The 19,665-nt window shown below is 62.2% G+C and carries 23 protein-coding genes and 1 tRNA gene; 10 read left to right on the top strand and 14 right to left on the bottom strand.

The window, feature by feature from the left end; genetic code table 11:
• Positions 1-35: 35 nt before the first annotated feature.
• The 4 genes from M2336_RS09430 to M2336_RS09415 all read left to right on the top strand — a co-directional run bounded on the left by M2336_RS09430 (position 36) and on the right by M2336_RS09415 (position 2,433).
• Positions 36-299, top strand: a complete 264-nt coding sequence (locus M2336_RS09430) for a hypothetical protein (RefSeq protein WP_264592917.1) — start codon at positions 36-38, stop codon at positions 297-299.
• A complete protein-coding gene (locus M2336_RS09425) occupies positions 296-901 on the top strand; it encodes a glycoside hydrolase family 108 protein (RefSeq protein WP_264592916.1) in 606 nt (201 codons plus the stop codon). Before M2336_RS09430 ends, M2336_RS09425 begins: the two co-directional genes overlap by 4 nt.
• Positions 898-1,278, top strand: a complete 381-nt coding sequence (locus M2336_RS09420) for a hypothetical protein (RefSeq protein WP_264592915.1) — start codon at positions 898-900, stop codon at positions 1,276-1,278. Before M2336_RS09425 ends, M2336_RS09420 begins: the two co-directional genes overlap by 4 nt.
• 369 nt (positions 1,279-1,647) lie before the next feature.
• Positions 1,648-2,433, top strand: a complete 786-nt coding sequence (locus M2336_RS09415) for a sce7726 family protein (protein WP_264592914.1) — start codon at positions 1,648-1,650, stop codon at positions 2,431-2,433.
• Here the strand turns inward: M2336_RS09415 and M2336_RS09410 are convergent.
• From M2336_RS09410 to M2336_RS09365, 10 genes are all read right to left on the bottom strand, one after another.
• A complete protein-coding gene (locus M2336_RS09410) occupies positions 2,430-3,545 on the bottom strand; it encodes a beta family protein (RefSeq protein WP_264592913.1) in 1,116 nt (371 codons plus the stop codon). The genes M2336_RS09415 and M2336_RS09410 overlap by 4 nt on opposite strands.
• A 28-nt stretch (positions 3,546-3,573) precedes the next feature.
• Complete coding sequence (locus tag M2336_RS09405) at positions 3,574-4,062, bottom strand: ImmA/IrrE family metallo-endopeptidase (protein WP_264592912.1); 489 nt, start codon at positions 4,060-4,062, stop codon at positions 3,574-3,576.
• Complete coding sequence (locus M2336_RS09400) at positions 4,050-4,436, bottom strand: hypothetical protein (RefSeq protein WP_264592911.1); 387 nt, start codon at positions 4,434-4,436, stop codon at positions 4,050-4,052. Before M2336_RS09400 ends, M2336_RS09405 begins: the two co-directional genes overlap by 13 nt.
• Positions 4,437-4,789: 353 nt before the next feature.
• The gene (locus M2336_RS09395; protein ID WP_264592910.1) at positions 4,790-5,473 is read right to left on the bottom strand and encodes a phage virion morphogenesis protein; all 684 of its coding nucleotides are present in this window, start codon (positions 5,471-5,473) and stop codon (positions 4,790-4,792) included.
• Positions 5,473-5,967: a phage tail protein gene (locus tag M2336_RS09390; RefSeq protein ID WP_264592909.1), complete on the bottom strand. Its 495-nt coding sequence runs from the start codon at positions 5,965-5,967 to the stop codon at positions 5,473-5,475. Before M2336_RS09390 ends, M2336_RS09395 begins: the two co-directional genes overlap by 1 nt.
• Positions 5,968-5,970: 3 nt before the next feature.
• Positions 5,971-6,189, bottom strand: a complete 219-nt coding sequence (locus M2336_RS09385; RefSeq protein WP_264592908.1) for a tail protein X — start codon at positions 6,187-6,189, stop codon at positions 5,971-5,973.
• Entirely contained in the window at positions 6,189-6,686 is a 498-nt protein-coding gene (locus tag M2336_RS09380) for a head completion/stabilization protein (RefSeq protein ID WP_264592907.1), read from the bottom strand. The genes M2336_RS09385 and M2336_RS09380 overlap by 1 nt, the downstream gene beginning before the upstream one ends.
• Before the next feature lie 104 nt (positions 6,687-6,790).
• Entirely contained in the window at positions 6,791-7,696 is a 906-nt protein-coding gene (gene gpM / locus M2336_RS09375) for a phage terminase small subunit (protein WP_264592906.1), read from the bottom strand.
• Positions 7,697-7,811: 115 nt separating this feature from the next.
• Positions 7,812-8,828: a phage major capsid protein, P2 family gene (locus M2336_RS09370; RefSeq protein ID WP_264592905.1), complete on the bottom strand. Its 1,017-nt coding sequence runs from the start codon at positions 8,826-8,828 to the stop codon at positions 7,812-7,814.
• 45 nt (positions 8,829-8,873) lie between these two features.
• The gene (locus M2336_RS09365; protein ID WP_264576264.1) at positions 8,874-9,713 is read right to left on the bottom strand and encodes a GPO family capsid scaffolding protein; all 840 of its coding nucleotides are present in this window, start codon (positions 9,711-9,713) and stop codon (positions 8,874-8,876) included.
• Positions 9,714-9,868: 155 nt separating this feature from the next.
• Here M2336_RS09365 and M2336_RS09360 point away from each other — a divergent pair, with 155 nt between their 5' ends.
• Positions 9,869-11,677 (top strand): terminase large subunit domain-containing protein, encoded by a 1,809-nt coding sequence (locus M2336_RS09360; protein ID WP_264592904.1) that lies wholly within the window; start codon positions 9,869-9,871, stop codon positions 11,675-11,677.
• The gene (locus tag M2336_RS09355) at positions 11,677-12,714 is read left to right on the top strand and encodes a phage portal protein (protein WP_264592903.1); all 1,038 of its coding nucleotides are present in this window, start codon (positions 11,677-11,679) and stop codon (positions 12,712-12,714) included. The genes M2336_RS09360 and M2336_RS09355 overlap by 1 nt, the downstream gene beginning before the upstream one ends.
• A 205-nt stretch (positions 12,715-12,919) precedes the next feature.
• Here M2336_RS09355 and M2336_RS09350 read toward each other — a convergent pair whose 3' ends face one another.
• The 4 genes from M2336_RS09350 to M2336_RS09335 form a co-directional block, all read right to left on the bottom strand.
• Positions 12,920-13,069, bottom strand: a complete 150-nt coding sequence (locus M2336_RS09350) for a hypothetical protein (RefSeq protein WP_264592902.1) — start codon at positions 13,067-13,069, stop codon at positions 12,920-12,922.
• A gap of 593 nt (positions 13,070-13,662) precedes the next feature.
• Positions 13,663-14,367 carry a hypothetical protein gene (locus M2336_RS09345; protein WP_264592901.1) on the bottom strand — a complete coding sequence of 235 codons (705 nt, stop codon included), beginning with the start codon at positions 14,365-14,367 and terminating at the stop codon, positions 13,663-13,665.
• A 173-nt stretch (positions 14,368-14,540) separates the two neighbouring features.
• Positions 14,541-14,615 (bottom strand) — tRNA-Val (locus tag M2336_RS09340).
• 114 nt (positions 14,616-14,729) lie between these two features.
• Complete coding sequence (locus M2336_RS09335; RefSeq protein WP_264574748.1) at positions 14,730-15,269, bottom strand: TIGR00645 family protein; 540 nt, start codon at positions 15,267-15,269, stop codon at positions 14,730-14,732.
• Between the two features lie 162 nt (positions 15,270-15,431).
• Between M2336_RS09335 and hslV the strand changes: the two genes are divergently transcribed.
• The 4 genes from hslV (at position 15,432) to M2336_RS09315 (ending at position 19,511) form a co-directional block, all read left to right on the top strand.
• Positions 15,432-15,974 (top strand): ATP-dependent protease subunit HslV, encoded by a 543-nt coding sequence (gene hslV / locus M2336_RS09330; protein ID WP_264572210.1) that lies wholly within the window; start codon positions 15,432-15,434, stop codon positions 15,972-15,974.
• Positions 15,975-16,083: 109 nt separating this feature from the next.
• Positions 16,084-17,385 (top strand): ATP-dependent protease ATPase subunit HslU, encoded by a 1,302-nt coding sequence (gene hslU / locus M2336_RS09325; protein ID WP_264574747.1) that lies wholly within the window; start codon positions 16,084-16,086, stop codon positions 17,383-17,385.
• Between the two features lie 28 nt (positions 17,386-17,413).
• Positions 17,414-18,190 carry an enoyl-CoA hydratase-related protein gene (locus tag M2336_RS09320; protein ID WP_264574746.1) on the top strand — a complete coding sequence of 259 codons (777 nt, stop codon included), beginning with the start codon at positions 17,414-17,416 and terminating at the stop codon, positions 18,188-18,190.
• Between the two features lie 175 nt (positions 18,191-18,365).
• The gene (locus M2336_RS09315) at positions 18,366-19,511 is read left to right on the top strand and encodes a GGDEF domain-containing protein (RefSeq protein ID WP_264592900.1); all 1,146 of its coding nucleotides are present in this window, start codon (positions 18,366-18,368) and stop codon (positions 19,509-19,511) included.
• Positions 19,512-19,665 lie beyond the last annotated feature (154 nt).

Genomic DNA, 19,665 nt, shown 5'->3' with positions numbered 1-19,665 from the left:
ACAGCACGCGCGACCGAGTCGCGCCAAATCCCGAAATGGCACAGGTGGAACAGTTTATGAGCGGGCCGATGCTGTCTGAAAAACTCGATCAACTGATCGGGGAAGTGCGCGGTATGCGCGAAACGATGGGAGGCCTTTCCAATCGGATGGTCGTCGTCGAGCAGGAAACGAAGAGCACAAAGGAGATCGTGGAAGCGTGGAGCGCCGCGAAAACCTGGCTGCGCTGGTTCAAGTGGATCGTCGGGCTGGTCGCCTCTCTGGGAGCGATCTTCGCCGCCTATAAGGGCTTGGCGAAATGAGCTGGCAGCAACAGGCCCTCCGCTGGGGCACGCCGGCCGTCGTGGCGATCATCTCCGGCATTTTCGCAATCGAGGGCGGATTTGTCGCCCATCCGTCCGATCCGGGGGGCGCGACCAACCATGGCGTGACGGAACAGGTCGCCCGCAAGCATGGCTATCAGGGCGATATGCAGGCGCTGCCGCAGGACGAGGCGGCCCGCATCTACCATGTCGATTACATCGTAAAGCCGGGCTTCGCGCCGTTGGTGGAGCTGTCCCGGCCGGTCGCCGAAGAGATCATCGACAGTGGCGTGAACGCGGGGCCGGCGCAGCCCTCGCGATGGCTGCAGACGGCGCTAAACTCGTTGAACCGGCGCGGAGCTGATTATCCGAACATCGCGGTCGACGGGCAAGTCGGGCCGGGCACGATCGCCGCCTATCGCAACCTCCAGCGGCGGCGCGGTGCGGCAGCAGCGTGCGAGATGGTGGTGAAGCTGCTCGATGCCCAGCAAGCCGCCCACTATCTGCGCCTGGCATCCAACGACAATGCCTATGAGGACTTCATGCCGGGCTGGACGATCAACCGGATCGGCAATGTCGATTTCAGGGAATGCCGGTCGTGAGCGCGCTGCTGGTGAAGACGTGGGACATCCTCGCCGGGTCGCGCCTGCTGCAGCTCGCGCTGATCGTGATGGTCGCGGTGCTGGCGACGCTCACTATAGCCAAATGCACGGGCGGCAAAGACCGGACGGCCGCGCAGGCGCAGCAGACGACGCGGTCGACCGAGGCCATCGCCAACGCGGCGCAAGCCGCCATCGATCAGATCGGCAACCAGGCGGCAACAGAGCGCGCCATCGAGACCGCAATCGCGCTGACGCAAGGGGAGATTTCCAATGCGCAAACCGTCAATGATATTCGCGATCATGTGCTTGATCGGCTGTGTGCGAAGCCATCCCATCGTGGAGATCCCGCCTGCGCGCTGTGGCGACCTCATCCCTAAAGCCTATGATGCGCCTGTGGCGGCCGCCCCGGTGCCTATCACGCCGGATTACAGCGCCTGGTTAGGCAAACCCTTTACGGACAGCATGGGCGTTGCTTTGGTCGCGCCATGGGCGTCGGCCTATGTTGCAGCGGACGGGAAGCAGGAAATCGTGCAGGAGCGACTGGCGACGGTGATAGCGATCATTCGGAATTGTGAAGCGATGGTGAATGCAGCGCGCCCGAGGTAACAGCTTTGGCGTCGCGAGCCTTACGTCACGGTGTAGCAAGCGGCGCATAAAGTCCTTCGGGGTTGCCTGCCGGTGGACTACGATCTAAGGGGCGCCCGCCTTAATGCTGTCGAATATCGAAATATCGCGAGGAAAAACCTTTGAGCAAAGCCGCCGCGGATAATCGACCAGAGGCTATGGCGAAAGCCTCCCTCCTTGATTTTCTCCGTTCGGCAGGGTTGCTTACCCCCAAGGCAGTGGCAACGGCCGAACTCATTTTCGACAAGCATAGCGTGCGAGCTGACGTCGTGATGTGCGACCACACTGACATCCACTGTTTTGAGATAAAAACGGAGCGCGACACCCTCACCCGCTTGGATCGCCAGCTGGAAGTCTACAACCGCCATGCGGACTTCGTTACTGTCGTAGCTGCAACAAAGCACATTAACACGATCTTGTCGCGGGTCAGCTCTCACGTCGGAATCTATGAAATGGTGGGATTCAGGTGCCGGAATCCGATCCGCGTCGTCAGGGAACCGGAACCTTCCCCGTATCGGCATGTCGATGCGATGCTATCCATGCTTCCTGTAACTGAGCTTCAAGCTCGCTTTCAGTTAATCGGCCGGCTCAACCGCCAGGACGCGATTGCGAAAGCAGTCGAACTGCCTGATGCCGTGAAAAAACAGGCTGTCCTCGCATTCCTCGCGGAGCGATATGGACCAAATAGCCGTGCCTTGCTGCGGGCCACAAGGCGCCGGAGGATCCAGGCTGACGATCTTTCGATTCTCAGGCGTTGGAACCAGGCCGATAGGACGGTCGAGATCAAGAACGTTTTCCCCATCTCCGGCGGTATGCGGCAAATATGCGAGGATACCGAAGTATACACCCACGTCGGCCAAAGCTTTGGCCCTGTCCCCGCTGAATTGAGGGCGTTGCTCGCCGGCTAATCGACCCACGGCTCGTCGGTCGACAGTGATGCGTCCCCGAATTGCGCCTGAACATGCATGTGGATGTTCATCCTGATCGTCGTCCATCTGCCCGGCGCGCCCAAACCTTTCATGTGTCCGTTAGCAGCCTCCCTAATTCGCTGCGCTCCCCAACAGAGATTGCCGTCATCCCATTTTGCGTCGGCACGCACGCGACGGGCTGCGTCTTGGAATCCCTCCCGCCGCCGATGATAAATCCATTCGCCAGGGGTTGGATAATCGACGCGTGGGACCCCTCGAAACGCTGGCAAACGTTCAGATGCGAATATCGCAGCATGATCGCCATAGTTCAGGTCAATGCCGGACGTGACGAGAGGAGGACTAGTCTTCAACATCTCGTAGAGCTGCCGCTCTCGGATTGCGAGGCAGGCATACTCCTCGCCGATCGACGTGAACTCGCTCGGGAAGCTCGAGGCTATGAATACATGGGTCCGAGACCCACCAGAGATTTGCATGTTTGAGGAAAGAATTGCGCTTTGGGTGGCGATGCCAATCGAGGTTAGGTCGTCGCGGTTCCCGATCTGCTCAAAATCGTAAATCATCAGGATGTGAGTTTGGCCTAAGAAGAAATCCGTTAGGCCGGCAGCTTGTGTTAGGTTCCAACCTTGCGACCGCCGAAACCGAAAAATCAGCCCTCGGTTCAGAGAGGCGAGCTGCTGAACCTGACTTCTGAGGGTCGCAGCGTCATCGGTCCACTGCACTACTGGAATGCGTCTCTCATCACTCGCTATAAATGAGCACCACGCTTGATATCCGTTTGCCGGATTATGAAGCGCTGAGACCTCTGAGCGTCCTAATGCCGCCCAATCGGCGCGATCTTGGGTTTTGTAAATCTTATCAGAGGGAGGGAGTGGCTGGGCGAGGTCGATACCGATAGGGCGACTTCCGTACGCGGCCTCAATATGATCGGTCGATCTCACAATTGGCCCGCCTTCGCCCTTCTTCGGGTGCGGCCATGCCTGAATGCGAACAATCGGAAAAAGGGAATCCTTAATAGGCTCGGCCAACCGAAGCAGGGCTTCCGCTTCACTCTGACGAATAGTCAGGCTTGGGAAATATTTGGATATCAACAAATGGCGCCCCCTCCCAGACCTCGCATTGTTAGGTCAAGACCCCCAAGCGTATGTTCATAGCTGCCGGCGACACTTGAAGAGCCTCAGCTAATTTTTCAACATCCCGCTCACCCTCCCGCATGATCTGAGTAATGAGGTGCCAAGGCATCAATATCTCGGCGGCAAGAGCATTTGCCTCCCACTCGCGCCGTTCCGATAGGCCGCTACGGTAAAAGGTATCGTCCACGAGTTCATTCCCAATGACGTCGCGATGCAGCACGTAATGCGCGATTTCATGAGCAATTGTGAAGCGTTGCCGGTTACGGTGTTCGTGCCGATTGACTCTGATCGTCCAGCTCTTGCGGTCATTTTTGTCGAGCACGAGCATGCCAGACACGGCGAGCGGCAAATCGCTGATGACGACCTTGACACCCAAATCGTTGGCAATGGCTCCCAATTTGACCGGTGCCTCACCCTGATGACGCGCGATCGCTTCCGCAGCGTACGGAGGCAACTGAGGGATGCTTAGTCGCGCCATTCTTCGTCTCGCATCTGATGTTCCGGGGCAGAGTCGGACGTTACAATAGAAGCGCGCAAGGCGTCCTGCACCGCGTCGCGCGCGCGAGTTTCCATACCGGCGGCAATGGCTGCGTCGACCTGCTCCTTAAATTTCTCCGAACCGAAGTAGTTATCACTTCCTGTTTTCGAGGTTTCTACCGCCAACTGTTCTGCAATCCCGCGCAGGGTCTGGAACCCCCAGATCGCGGCGACAGCCACAATAAAGCCTATAAACGTCACGATGAGCGAGACTACAGTCAGCAGGATCGCAATGAGATCCTTATATTCCCAGTCACCAGGACGGATGAGCGCTGCGCCCTGCGCATCCAAAAGCAGTACCAACAGGACGAACATCGCAATGTTCGCAACTAGTATCGCTCGCCTCGCCCACCGCATATCTTCTGATAGTTCGGGGAATTCCGATTGTCGATGCGCAATGACGCATCGCTCCTTTCATCGAGCACGGCTGGAAAGATCGCCGGATGCAGCGATTTGTTGCTCCGCTCAGATGATTTTACAGCATCGCCAATCATGTGCCTTTTCGAGGGACTGCCCATGATCGCGCATCTCAAACCGATCAATTGATGACGATAACCGGCGCGCATTTCCACTGACTCAAACGCGCCTCGCCACGTCTGTGGTCGGGCCGCCCATCTTTTCGATAGCAGTCGTATCTTGGTGCTTGTTTGCAAGCAGGTCGATCACCGCTAATTTGCAACATCAAGAATATGTTCGGTGACTGCATCTAAGATCTCCGACCTGTCAGATGCGGCGAACCCAAACAGCTGGCGCATGGCATACTTCACCTCCGGTCCCTGCGCCGAGGGCTTGTCGAACAGGCCGAGCTGGTGAATGCGCGCGACCGCCGCGACGCGGCCGGCGAAGCTCACCCATGCTTCCTGCGCGCTGGCGCTGGCGTTCATGAGGCCGCTGCGCCGGATTTTGCGGAACATGGCACGTTGCCGGATCGACGGGCGCCTGATCTTGCCCGCACCAGCGTTTTGCTCCCCGTCTGGCACGGGTAGCCAGCGGATGACCTTGCCATATTCGAAGCTGCGGATCCCGCCAGCGCGCACGTCGAAGCCGGTCATCAGCGGGCCTTGGCGCGTCCAGCTGTGCATCAGCACGACACGCGGCTTGCCGCCTCCGCCCTCGGGATACAGGAACTTTACGGCATAGGCGCCGGGCACAGGGTCTTTGGGCCGCTTGCGGGCTTCAAAGCGCGATCCATCGGGGTTGCGCTGGGCGCCGATGCGCCGCTGCTGGCTGGTTCGCAGCGTGCGGGCGACCTTGCGGAACAGCGAGCGGCGTTCGGCGGGTCGTAACGACTGCAAGATTGCGCCGGCGAAGCTCTCCAGCTCGCCCAGATCATGGGCGCCGATGTCAGCCATCAGGGCGCCGGGGTGCCGACGATGAGCGCGCCGCTCTGATCGAAGATGCGTTTGAGCAGCGCGGCCGGGTCGGACAGCGGCATGTCGTCGGCCGGTGGCTCGTCGCGCAGCGTCATCTTGTAGCCGCCGCCGGGCTGCGGCAGCACATCGACCGCCTCCACGCTCGGCAGCGAAACCGAAATATCGACGCGGCCATTGTCGAGGATATCGACCTCGAAGGCGATCTGCTGCTCTGCGGTCTCATGGTTCTGCAGGGCGGCAGGCTCATGACGGCGAAGCCAGAGGATCAGCGGCAGGAAGAACTGCGCCGGCTCGCCGGGGAAGCCAAGCACGTCGATCGACAGGCGGGCGCGATACTCGAAGCCGAGATTATCGGGATGATAACGCGCGACCAGGCGCCCGCCGGTAAGGTAGATCAACAGGGCGTCGGGATTGCGTTTCAGCTCGGGCAGCTGCTCGACCATGAAGGCGCGAAGGGCATCGGCTTTCGACATGGCTCAGTCCCAAAGCTGGATGATATCGCGATCCGGTGCGGACTCGCGCATGACGATCGGGAGGATGATTTCCTGCCCCTCGGCCAGCAATGCGCCAGCGCCGGCGACATCCCGGTTGGCTTCCAGCACCTGCTCCACGGTGCCGGACCCTTTGCCGAGGACACGCCAGACCAGCGCGTCCAGCGTCTCGGCCTGCAACGCGCGGGCTGTCATCACGCTCATCAGATCAATTCCACGGCGGTGCGCGAGGTGCCGAGGATCGCGCGAATGGCGTGGGTGCCGTTGCGGCGATGATCGTCGGGCGTCAGCTCGACCTGATTGGCATCCTTCACCCCGCTGGCCGTGGCAGAGACATCGCGGTGCGTTTCGATCAGATCGGCCGTCGCCCAGGCATAGACCGCGCGCCGGAAGAGACGGACAAGTCTCGGCTCGATCACGGCCGCCTGCCCTGCCCCAACCGTAATCTCGGTCGAGGGGATATGCGCCAGCGCTTCATGCCCCGCCGCGATCTGGGAATCGCGCCAGACGGAGAGATTGTCGTCGACGATGATCAGGCCGCCGGCCAGCGCTTCGACGACGCGCGCGTCGGGGATCAGATTGCCACCAATGCGCATGGCATCGCGAAAGGCGTTGATGTCGATCGCAGGCCAGAACTCACCGAAGGCGATGACATGATCATCGGGGGTTGCCGGCGGCTGCGGTGAAGTCACGAAGCTCATGGCTCGATTTGGTCCATAATCAAGCGGGGGGTGGGGATCAGAACCAACCGGAGGCGCGTGGCCTCGCTTGGTTCTTCACCGCCCCCCGGCGCCGGGGCGCAAGCTCAATCCTTGGCGGTTTGGACCTTTGCGGTCAGCCGCTCGATATCCTTTTTCACGCCGCAATTCTCGTGCAGCCCGAGCGCCCGCTGGAAGGCCGCGAGCGCGCTCGCCATGGCGTGCTGCTCGGCGCCGGCCGGCGCAGTTGCATTGTCCTTTGCCGCCTCGGCCTCGCGCAGCAGCAGCTTGCCCCGCGCCTTGTAGAGCTTGGCGCGGACCTGATCGGGCATGTCCTTCTCGGACGTGAGATCGATGGTGCGATTCACGACATCGAGGTCAAAGGACTGGTCGATCTGACAGGCCTTGAGCGCCGCCTCTGCCACTTCCTCCGCGATAAGCGTCGGCGCCTGGCGCACAATGTTCTGCGGCAGAGCCAGATCGAAGTGCAGCACATGCTCGGCGAGATCGAGGCCGCGCGCGAAATCGCCGATGTCGAGGCGCCAGATCATCATGGTCGCGACGATCTCATCCTGCAGGGCCTGACCGGTTTCCGTGGCAGCGAGCAGCGTTGCATCGACATGCGCGTCATAAGCGTCGATCAGCTCGGCCTTTTTGGCGATCTTGGCCTCGACCGACTGGATCGCGCGAAGGCTTGCGATGTCCGTGCCGAGGGCGGCGAGCAGCAGCTCATATTCGGTGGCGGCGGGGCCATCGGCCGGGCGTGCGGCGGCGAGGCCCACCGGCGCCTTGTTCGCCGCCTGGGCCGCGAGGACGGCTTGGCGGTGGACTGCGGCCAGGCTGGGCTTGCCCTTGGCGGCCGGCATCGCGATAGCCAGGCCCGCCGTAAAATTCGTGGGCGGACTGACACTGACCGGCTCGGCCGAGGGACTGGCGTCCGCTTGGCTCGCCTCGGCCGCCAGCTGGGCGGCGACGCGTTGACGGTGAAGGGCGGCAAAGCTGCGCTTGGCCATGTGCGGATGCTCCTTACTGGCGACGAGAGCGGGAGGTTAGACCGGTTGCCCGGTCAACATCGGCTCGGCGCAAAGCCCGAACCGCTGCTGTCCCCCCTTCTCGCGGGGGTTATTCTCAGTCTTCCTCGACCGCCTGGATGTTCTTGGCAGCGCACATGAAATCGAGATCCTCGATCACATAGGCGTCGTTGGACGAGCGGAAGTCCTCGACGCGGTTCTTCCTCGGATTTTCGATGATGTGGCGGCGCTGCTTGCCTTCCTGCTCGTAGATTGAGAGGTTGTCGAAGCGGGTGATCGCGATCGTGCCGGCGGGCATGAACGGGATGCGCGTCGCCGGCAGGCCGCCCAGTCGCTTGGTGGACATGATGACATCGCGGGCGAGCTGCTCGGTCGGGTCGATCGCCGCGTTGATCATCGGGAAGTACTTGTCGTGCAGCAGGTCGCGCGAGACCATGACGACAAGCTCGGGATCCTCGGACGCCCAGGGCGGCAGCAGCGAATTGACCATGTCGTAGACCAGCGCGTCGAGCGTGGCATAGTCGCCCCCATCGCCATAAGTGATCTTGTTGGCTTCGGCGCCCTGCTTCATGAATTGCGCCGGCGCTTCCTCGTCCAGTTTCTTGAGCCAGCCCTTGTTGACGTCCTGCAGCATCGGGAAATTGGCCTTGTTCGTCGTCGCCGCGACGCTCTCGCCGTTCCAACCGATGCGGATGTTGTCGAGACCGATGGCGATGGCGATCTGATTGGCGATGCGCTGCTGGAAGTCGTCGAACTTCGCCCACATGTCGAGCTTGGCATAGGTCAGATGGGTGTCGAAGTTCGTCTGGAAGCACTCGAACCCGCGATTGTCGAGGCCGGACGGATCGGTCGTGGTGCGCTCGCCATTGCCGCTCGTGTCGGTGCGCCCGGCGATCGGATTGCCAACCGAGAGGCCGATGATCTCGCCCTTCAGCTCGGGCACCGGCACGATGTTGATTTTGCCGAGGAAGCCGATTGATTCCTGGCGCTTGTCGATCAGGCGCTGCTGGACGCTCGGGTCGACCGAGAAGTTCTTGCTGGTGTCGTTCACGCCGTGGATTTCGCCGATCCGGCCAAGATAGGCGTCGAATTTGAGGCGGGTTTCGTTACGCATTTTTGGCTCCGATGATTAATTTTCAGGCGCGGATCGGTAGGGGTGTCAAAAGTCGGCGAGCAGCTCGCCGGTGCCGCCGCTGGCGGGTTCGCGCGAGCGGTAGGATTGGCTGGGGGTCTTCTCGATGGTGCTTGCCAGGGCGGCCTGATCCTCGGCCAGCTTGGCGACACGGGCGTTGATCGCCGTGAAGCCCTGCGTGACGCCCTCGCCCATCTTCTCAAACATGCCAGCCATGGTCGCGGCGAACTTGTCCAGATCGGTCAGGGCAGCGCCGGCAGGCGCAGGACTTACGGGCGGGACGACTTCCGCGGTCGCCGGCGCGGCCTTGAAGCTCTCGAAAAACGCCTTGGCGCTGCTGAACAAGTCAGCCAGCCCGCCGGGAGTGGGTGCTTCCTCGGCATAGGCCATCTCGAATTCCTCGATCTGGCATAGATTGTCCTTCCGCTTGTCATCGCGGGTGCTGAATTTCAGCACTTCGGTGCCCAGCGATGCCGGGGAATCGGTGAATGCGAGGCCGACAAGATAGGCTTTGCCGGTGCCGGCGAAGTCGGGCTGGATCTCTACGCTAGAAAAGAGCTTCTGGCCCGCCTGATTGTACCGCTGCGCTTCGTCCGTGACATCGAATGAGGCGAAGAGTGCCAGGCGCTTTTCGGTCTTGCCGCCAATCTGCAGGTCGATCTGCTCGGCCTTCACGCCGTCGACGGTGCCCCAGGCATTGAACGGGCCATCGGGCGAATAGCCGCGCAGGTGCTCGCAGTTGATGCGGGCGGCATAGGTGGCCGGATTGTAGCTGTCGGCCATCTCCTGGATCATCTGGCGGGAGATCGCCCGGTTATCGACGGTCTGCCCTTCGACGGCGACACGGAAAAACTTGGTCTTGGCCATTCTCGGCTCCCTGCGGCTCGAACTGCGGGTTCAAAATCAGTCCCGCCATTGGCCATTTCCGAGGGGTGAGAGACAACCGGTGCCGATTGTGAGGACCGTTCTCACAAGTGGCGCACCGGGCGCCGCGCTGGCGCCTGCTCCATTCTCGCGCCGCTATGAGCATGTTGACCGGCAGCGATGGGCAGGCCGTCCCTTATGACGTGCGCCGCGTCGCGCGCAGCCTGTACTGGCGCGCCTATGGCGTGACGGAAATCGCTGCCGTCCTTGGCCTCAAGCGGACGACGGTGCAGGCGTGGAAGGACCGCGACCGCTGGGAGGACGATCCGGTCATCCGGCGCCTCGAAGATAGCTGCGAAATGCGGCTCAACGCCCTGATCTTCAAGGAAGACAAGAACAACAACGACTATAAGGAAATCGACGCGCTGGCCCGCGTGATCGAGCGCACGGCCCGCGTGCGCCGCTATGGCGAACCCGGCGGCCATGAGGGCGACCTCAATCCCAAGGTTGCCGCACGAAACGCCAAGCCGAAGAAGAAGGCGCCGAAGAACCTCATCACGCGCGACGAGGCCGGCCGACTCAAGACCGCCTTCCTCGACGGGCTATTCGGTCATCAGGAAACTTGGTGGCAGAACATCAGCCGCCGCACGCGCTTCCTGCTCAAGAGCCGCCAGATCGGCGCGACCTTCTATTTCGCCCGCGAGGCGCTGATCCGCGCGCTGGAGACCGGCAACAACCAGATCTTCATTTCGGCGAGCCGGGCGCAGGCCAATATCTTCCGGCAGTACATCGTCGAATTCGTGTTCGCGCAGACGGGCAAGATGCTCAAGGGCGATCCGCTGGTCATCGATCGCGGCGAGGATGAGGACGGCAAGCAACTCGAACCCGTCACCCTCTACTTCCTCGGCACCAATTATCGCACCGCCCAGGGCTATCACGGCGATGTCTATATCGACGAGTGCTTCTGGATCTTCGGCTTCGAGCAGATCAACAAGGTCGCGTCGGCCATCGCGACGCAAAAGCGCTACCACAAGACCTATTTCTCGACGCCGTCCACGATCGCGCACGAGGCCTATCCGATGTGGACGGGCGAGCGATTCAACCGCCGGCGCGAGCGCAAAGATCAGATCAAGATCGACGTCAGCCACAGCGCGCTTGCCGTGCATGGCGCCATGGGCGCCGACCAGATCTGGCGGCACATCGTCAATCTGGACGATGCCATCGCCGGCGGCTTCAACCTCATCGACCGCGCCGAGCTGGAGCTGGAATATTCGGTCGACGAATTCTCCAATCTGTTCCTGTGCGACTTTGTCGACGACAGTAAGTCCAGCTTCCCGCTCTCGATGCTGCGTCCATGCATGGTCGATAGCTGGGATGTCTGGAAAGACTTCGACCCCTATGCCCTGCAGCCCTTCGGCCAGGGCGAAGTGTGGATCGGCTATGATCCGCAGGAGAGCGAGGACGGCGACAGCGCGGCGTGCGTGGTGGTGGCGCCGCCCACCGGCCCCAAGGGCAAGTTCCGCGTGCTCGAAAAGCTGCAGTGGCGCGGCAAGGATTTCGAGGCGCAGGCGGCCGAAATCAAGAAGCTGTGCTCGAAATATCGCGTCACCGAAATCGCGATCGACACGACGGGGATGGGCGCTGCGGTGCATCAGCAGGTGGTCAAGTTCTTCCTGATGGCCAGGCGGATCGATTATTCGGCGCTGACCAAGACGATGATGGTGCTCAAGGCCAAGAACGTCTTCACCAAGCGCCGCATCGAGTTTGACGCGGGCTGGCGCGATCTCGCTGCCGCCCTGATGTCGATCCACCCCCAGCTCACCGCTGGCGGCAAGCAAATGACCTATGTGGCCCGCCGCAGCGAGGCCACCGGGCACGGCGATCTCGCCTGGGCACTTCTGCACGTCCTCTACTGTGAACCGATGGACGGCGGTGTCGGCGGAAAATCCAGCATGGAGATAATGTGATGAGCGGCACCGATATCGATGTCGAAACGAGCACGGGCGTGCGCATGTTTTCCTTTGGCGATGCCGAGAGCGTGCTCAATCGCCGGGATCTGCTCAATTATGTCGAATGCCGGTTCGAGGGCCGATGGTTCGAGCCGCCGGTGCCGTTCAAGCTGCTCGGCCGCGCCCTGCATGTGCAGCCGCACCATGAGAGTGCCATCCGCGTGAAGCGCAACCTGCTGGTGAAGCACTTCAAGCCCTCCCGGCTGCTCAGCCGCACCGCCTTCGGCAAGTTCGCCCTCGACTATCTGGTGATGGGCAATGCTTTCCTCGAGGAAGTGCCCAACATCGCCGGCCGCGTGATGCGCCTCGATCACAGCCTTGCCGTGCGGACGCGGATCGGCAAGGCCGGCCGCGCCTTCTTCCTGCCAGACCATGCCTGGGGCGGCTTTGGCCAGCCCCATGAATATGATCGGGGCCGGCTGATCCACCTCGCCGAGCCGGATGTTGCGCAGGAAATCTACGGCCTGCCTGAATATCTCTCGGCCATGCAATCGGCCTTCCTGAATGAGGCCGCCACGCTGTTCCGCCGTCGCTATTACATCAATGGCGCCCACGCCGGCTTCGTCTTCTACCTGAGCGAGGCCAGCATGGATCAGAAGGACGTGGACATGGTCCGCGAGGCCCTGCGCGAAGCCAAGGGCGTCGGCAACTTCAAGAACCTGTTCATCAATGCGCCGGGCGGGAAGAAGGACGGCGTCCAGATCATCCCGATCAGCGAGGTCGCGGCCAAGGATGAGTTTCTGGGCATCAAGGGCACCACGCGCGATGACGTTCTCGCCGCGCACCGCGTGCCGCCCCAGATCCTCGGCGTCGTGCCCCAGAATAATGGCGGCTTTGGTGATGTCGGCAAGGCCAATGACATCTTCTTCGCCAACGAGATCGAGCCGCTGCAGATGCGGTTCCTCGAAGTGAATGACCGAGTCGGCGAGGAAGCCATCGCCTTCGAGCCCTACCAGCCCATGGGCAACGCCGTGCCCGCGAGGTCTCCCGCTTAACGGCGGGGAACGGGGCGCGCTCAGTGCCCTTTAAAGAGCCACGTTAGAATTCCAAGGAGCGCACCAATACCGATTGGCAAGCGGGTGTAGAGCCATAAGCTCTGATCTTCGGCCGCCCGGCCCGGTTTGCGGAAACCGTTCTTAGGAGACCCCGTTTCTTGGGTAGATTTCGCCAAGCCCGCAAGGCGTGATGACCAACGGCCTTTCATTCCGACTTGTCCCGTTCCGACTTGACCATCACCGATTTGCAGAGCCTCTCACTCCGGCGCGCTTCATCCTCGTCCTCTGCAAGCACGGGGCCGGCTTCGAGGAAGTTGTCGAGTGAGGATCGTTCATTCTTCCTCGTCGTCGTCATCAAGCACCGCCTTCTGAGCTCCTAAGAGCGTGATGAGCTTTGATATCTCGGTTCGCCCCTTCGCCACCGATGGCCAGGACGGTCGCCTTACCGCACCCTTCGAGCGCGGCGGATCCGCTCGCCCAAGCCTGTTGCGATCGTCTGCGATGGCTATCTTCAATGCCTAGCAAAAATTTACGAAGTCATACCGAGGCAGGCGTAATTGGGCTGGATGGGCTGCGCGCGGCTAAATCGCGTCCGGCGCCAACATCCTTGCCACTTCGGCCGCGCGCGCCGCGCTTAGCTCCCCCCCTCGCCTGCACGCTTCCCCTGCCAGAAATGACGCAACAGGCATTATACGCCGCATCGGCGGTCCTCCGAGCTTTGAGACCGCAGCGCGACGCATCGGCGGCGACGCACTTTGACGCACCCAGCCCCCGTTTTCGACGCCTGATTATGGCACAGCCCTTGCGCGGTATCCCCCTGGATACCCCAGGACCGGCCCAAGCCGGTCCGCCCCCTACGGTGCGTCCGCAGAGTGAGGGTGCCTCCATGGGCTGATCGGGGGTCGTGGCTCCGATAATTTGCGCCTCGCGCAGCGAGTCCTTCTCTCTTTATTCGGAAACGGCCTCAATCATGCCGCCGGGTGGACTCGCCCTATTTGAAAAAAGACGCGACATGCGTTCGAGCGTTTTTCGGAGATATGGATCGGTGACCTGGGCAAGCTGATCCTCGGGAGGCAATGCGTCCCACGCCTCGCGGATCTTGCGGGCCTGGACCGCCTCGGCCTGGCCAGCCGGCGGGCGACGGAGAATGCGGCGGATGATGTTGGCGACCTTGCCGGGCAGCGTCAGGAAATAGGCGTTGCTGATCTGGCGAACATATTGCCCGCCGGGCTGATAATCGTCGACCGGTTCGGTACGGCGTTGCCAGTCGAGGAAGCCGTGGTCCTTCAAGTTCTTCAATGCTGTGACCACGGCAGAGCGCGAACGCCGCACTGCCTGCGAAATATAATTGATCGCATAGTCCAGCCGACCGGTTTTCCGGCAGCGCCGGCGGAGGAGGAACCGGTAGACCGCCAGCTCGACATCTCCAACGATCCCCCGCCTGCGCCCTGGCAGCTTGGTCGAGAGCATCAGATGTTCAAGCTGCGTCATGCGGGCATTGTTTTCCGAACTCGGAAACGTGTTCTCCCGCGCCCAGCGCCGCGATTCATAGTCGCCAGGGTGACGGCTATCGCGCCAGACCTTCTGAAATGTCCGGGCACGCTCGCCGTTGACCCTTCCCGCCAGGACGCCACCGATCGCGCGCGCGGTCATGCCGCTGCTCCGAACATCGTGCGCGCGGATCGCTGCTTCTGAAAAAATCCGTGTACGGGATTTGTACGAGCGACACGCTCAAAACGGGCTTTGTTTTTACTATGTTCCGCAAATGCGGCTATACTATTCGGAGGGAATGGTGCATTAAAAGCCCTTGAAATCAGGGCATTTAATGGTGGGCGCGGCAAGGATTGAACTTGCGACCCCACCCGTGTGAAGGGTGTGCTCTACCACTGAGCTACGCGCCCGGCGATCCAATCGCGGAGGCGAGCGCTTTGGCGATTGAGGGGCGGCATGTCAAGCCGCTGTGTCGGCCTTCCGTGCGATTCCTTCGGGCTACCAGCGCGACGCTGCGGTTCGCTTCAGTGCTTGGTCTGCGTCATCCGGTCGACATACGCGATGCCGATGGCGGATATGATGAACAGGCCGTGGATGATCGACTGCCACATCACCCCCTCGCTCGTCACGCGAGCCGCAGGCGTGCCCATGGCGCCGGCCTCAATGAAGGTGCGCAGCAGGTGGATCGAGGAAATGCCGATGATCGCCATTGCCAGCTTCACCTTGAGCACGCCGGCATTCACATGGCTGAGCCACTCCGGCTGGTCGCGATGGCCCTGTAGGCCGAGCCGGGACACGAAGGTCTCATAGCCGCCAACGATGACCATGATCAGCAGGTTGGAGATCATCACCACGTCGATCAGCCCGAGCACCATCAGCATGATCTGCTGCTCGGTAAACTCATAGGCGTGGAGGACGAGGTGGATCAGCTCCTTGATAAACAGGAACACATAGACGCACTGCGCGACGATGAGGCCCAGATACAGCGGGAGCTGCAGCCAGCGTGACCCGAAGATCAGCAGCGGCAGCGGACGGAGCGGAGCGTTGGGATCGGCAGGTGTCATGGCGGCGCCAGATAATCGCCCGCCCAAGCCCTGTCATCCCCGATTCTGGTGGCCGCCGGGTGATCATCGCACGCTGCGCGCGCTCGACCGACGGCTGCCCGCTTGCATGGCCGGTTCCCCTCACCCATATCGCGGCGCATGGCAGACACCCAGCACAGCGCCATGCCGGTCTGGCACGGCACCACCATCCTCTCCGTCCGCGCTTCAGGAAAGGTCGTCGTCATCGGCGATGGCCAGGTCTCGATGGGGCAGACGGTCATGAAACCCAATGCCCGCAAGGTGCGCCGCCTGCATGATGGCAGCGTGATCGGCGGCTTTGCCGGCGCCACGGCGGACGCCTTCACCCTCTTCGAGCGGCTGGAGAGCAAGCTGGAGCGGCATAACGGGCAGCTCATGCGCGCCGCCGTCGAGCTGGCGAAGGACTGGCGCACGGACAAATATCTGCGCAATCTTGAGGCCATGATGATCGTGGCGGACAAGGATACGACGCTGATCCTCACCGGCAATGGCGATGTGCTGGAGCCGCTGGAAGGCATCGCCGCGATCGGATCGGGCGGCAATTACGCGCTCTCCGCCGCGCGGGCGCTGCAGGATTATGAGAAGGACGCCGAGACGCTCGCCCGCAAGGCCATGAAGATCGCGGCGGAAATCTGCGTCTACACCAATGACAGCCTGACCATCGAGACGCTGGACAGCGCCACCTGACACATCATCCCGCCTCACCCCGTTCGTCTCGAGCGAAGTCGAGAGACGGACAGACCGGCCTCAACGTGTCTCGACTTCGCTCGACACGAACGGATTTCAAAGCACCCTTATGAACGACAATCTCACCCCCAAAGCCATCGTCACCGCGCTGGATGCGCACATCATCGGTCAAGCCGAGGCCAAGCGCGCTGTCGCCGTTGCCCTGCGCAATCGCTGGCGGCGCCAGAAGCTCTCGCCCGAGCTGCGCGACGAGGTGACGCCCAAGAACATCCTGATGATCGGCCCCACGGGCTGCGGCAAGACCGAGATCAGCCGGCGCCTCGCCAAGCTGGCCGATGCGCCGTTCATCAAGGTGGAAGCGACCAAGTTCACCGAAGTCGGCTATGTCGGCCGCGACGTGGAGCAGATCGTGCGCGATCTTGTTGAGGAAGCCGTGCGCCTCGAACGCGAGCGTCGGCGCGAGGCTGTGCGCGACGCGGCCAGCGAGGCGGCCATGGGCCGGCTGCTCGATGCCCTCACCGGCAAGGAAGCCAGCGAGGCCACGCGCCTCTCCTTCCGCCAGCGGATCGAGAGCGACCAGATGAACGATGTCGAGGTGGAGGTCGAGGTGACCGATGCCCCGGCCGCGCCGATGGAAATCCCCGGCATGGGTGGCAATATCGGCATGATCAACCTGTCGGACATGATGTCCAAGGCGCTCGGCCAGCAGCAGAAGAAGCGTCGCAAGATGCGGGTTGCCGATGCCTGGGACAAGCTGGTCGAGGAAGAGCAGGACAAGCGGCTCGATCAGGACGATGTCGCCCGCGTCGCCATTGCCTCGGCCGAGCAGAACGGCATCGTGTTCCTCGACGAGATCGACAAAATCGCGGTGAGCGACGTGCGCGGCGGATCGGTGAGCCGCGAGGGCGTCCAGCGCGATCTGCTGCCGCTGATCGAGGGCACGACGGTCGCCACAAAATACGGCCCGCTCAAGACCGACCATATCCTGTTCATCGCCTCGGGCGCCTTCCATGTCGCCAAGCCGAGCGACTTGCTGCCGGAACTGCAGGGCCGCCTGCCGATCCGCGTGGAATTGAAGGGCCTGACCGAGGAGGATTTCGTCGCGATCCTCTCCGACACCAAGGCCTCGCTGCCCGAGCAATATGCCGCGCTTCTGGCGACCGAAGGCGTCACCATCCAGCTCGCGCCGGACGGTATCCGCGCGATCGCAAAGATCGCCGCCGACGTGAACGAGCAGGTCGAGAATATCGGCGCCCGCCGACTGCAGACCGTGATGGAAAAGCTGCTGGAGGATGTGAGCTTCGAGGCTGACACCCGCGCGGGCGAGACAATCACCATCGATGCCGGCTATGTCGAACGCCAGCTTTCGGGTATCGCCAAGAACACGGACCTGAGCAAATATATCCTCTGAACCGGAGGCGTTAAGGGAGCGATTGCGCATGAGCTATGAGACAGTGCTGGTCGAGCAGCGCGGCGCCGTCACGCTGGTCATGCTCAATCGTCCCCAGGCGCTCAACGCCCTCAACAGCCAGGTGCTGGCCGATCTGATCGCGGTATTCGAGGGCTACGATGCGGACGACGCGCAGCGCTGCCTCGTCCTCACTGGCAGCGAGAAAGCCTTCGCCGCCGGCGCGGACATCAAGGAGATGGCCGATAAGACCGGCGCCGACATGTACCGCGCGGAGATGTTCGCGCAGTGGACAAGCCGCATCGCCGCGACGCGCAAGCCGTGGATCGCGGCGGTTGCCGGCTTTGCACTCGGCGGCGGGTGCGAACTGGCGATGATGGCGGACTTCATCATTGCGGCAGACACGGCCAAGTTCGGTCAGCCTGAAATCACATTGGGTGTGGCGCCGGGCATGGGCGGATCGCAGCGGCTCACCCGCGCGGTCGGCAAGGCCAAGGCGATGGACCTGTGTCTGACCGGCCGCCGCATGGATGCAGAGGAAGCCGAGCGGGCTGGCCTCGTCGCGCGCATCGTGCCGGCCGACGATCTGCTCGACGAAGCGCTGAAGGCGGCCGAGGCGGTCGCCGCCATGCCGCCGTTGGCCGTCATGGCCAACAAGGAGCTGGTCAACCTCGCGTTCGAAACCACACTCACCCAGGGTCTGGTCAGCGAGCGGCGCATCTTCCAGCTTCTCGCATCCACCGAAGACAAGGCGGAGGGCATGGCAGCCTTTGTGGAAAAGCGCCGGCCGGAATGGACCGGGCGTTAAGCACTGCTACAGTGCTCTGTGCCGATGAGGCGCGGCACAACGGGTCGCCGGAAATAATAACAACTTTAAAGATTTGGAGACATTTCACCCTCTAGATGAAGTGCTCACGGCGAGCTGCGCGGCTTGATGAGACGAGCCCTCCGTGATTGACCGAAATAAGATGTGAGATGTGACGGTGGGTAACATCAAAGGCCGAGGCAGCCCCCTGCGTCATCACCCCGAAGCAGTTGAAATCGATCTGATTCGCGGCCTCTTTCATGCCTTCGCGCCGGCGCTGGTCATGACGATCAGCTTTCTGTCGGCGGGGTTGGTCATCCTGAACCGCACCGGGGACAGCATCCTGCTCGTCCTGCTGATCCTGGGCGCAGTTGCGTCCGTGGCCCGCCTCGTGTCCGCGCATCTGATCGCACCGATCATCCATGCCGAAGGGGTGACGATCGAGCAGGCGAGATATCTCGAGCGGCTCTTTGCGATTCCCTATCTCTGTTTTTCCCTTGTGCTTGGCCTCTTCGGCTTTCGCCTGCTCCAGCTCCCCTCGGCAGACGCCCATATGGTGGCTGCGGCCCTGTCGCTCAGCTATTGCGCCGGCGTCGCTGTCGGTATGGGATCGCGGATGTGGATCGCGGTGCCGAGCATGATGCTGGCGCTCGGGCCGGTGATCGCCGCGATGCTACTGCAACCCGACTTTCTCTATAAGCTCAGCGGCGCCGTGATGGCGGCGATCCTGCTCAGCGGCATCCAGAGCTTGCGCGGCAAGCAGAACCGCTCGGCGGACGACATTGCGCTGCGCATCGCCTTCTCGCACCTCGCCCGCAAGGATGCGCTGACCGCCCTCCCCAACCGCATCGCGCTGCGCGAGTGGTGGGAACAGGTCGTTGCGTCCGGGGCGGAGAACAAGCTGGTCGCGGTCCATTATCTCGACCTCAACGACTTCAAGCCAGTCAACGATCGCCATGGTCATCCGGTTGGCGACGCCCTGCTCGCCGCTGCCGGCAAGCGCATCGCCCGGACGATAAGGGACAGCGACATCGTCGCGCGGCTCGGGGGGGACGAATTTGCGGTCATCCAATATGACATCGTGAACGCCGACGATGCCGCCCAGCTCGCTGCCCGCATCCGGGAGGCGATCACCCAGCCATTCAGTATCGGCGCGCTGACCCTCAAGATCTCGACCGGCCACGGCTTCGTGGTGTCGCGCGGCCGGGACGAAGCGCTCGAAGACCTGCTCGCCCTTGCCGACAAGGCGCTCTACACCAGCAAACAGGGCGGCGAAATTTCCCAATATGAGGCTGTCGAGACAATCACCCGCCGCGTCGCCTGATCAGCACTCTGATCTCAATCCCCACCCGGTAGCCACATGGGTCAACAAGTGTGACGCGCGGGTCAAGCCAGCGGCGTTGGATTCACGCATCGGGTGCGGCATAGCCTGAAGGCGTGGCACCGCCTTGCTCATCGCGCGCAGGCGGCAGAACGTC

The sequence above is a fragment of the Sphingobium sp. B1D7B genome (assembly GCF_025961965.1).
Classification (GTDB): Bacteria; Pseudomonadota; Alphaproteobacteria; order Sphingomonadales; family Sphingomonadaceae; genus Sphingobium.
The sequence above is the reverse complement of the archived record's forward strand: the minus strand, read 5'-3'. Positions and strand labels throughout refer to the sequence as shown.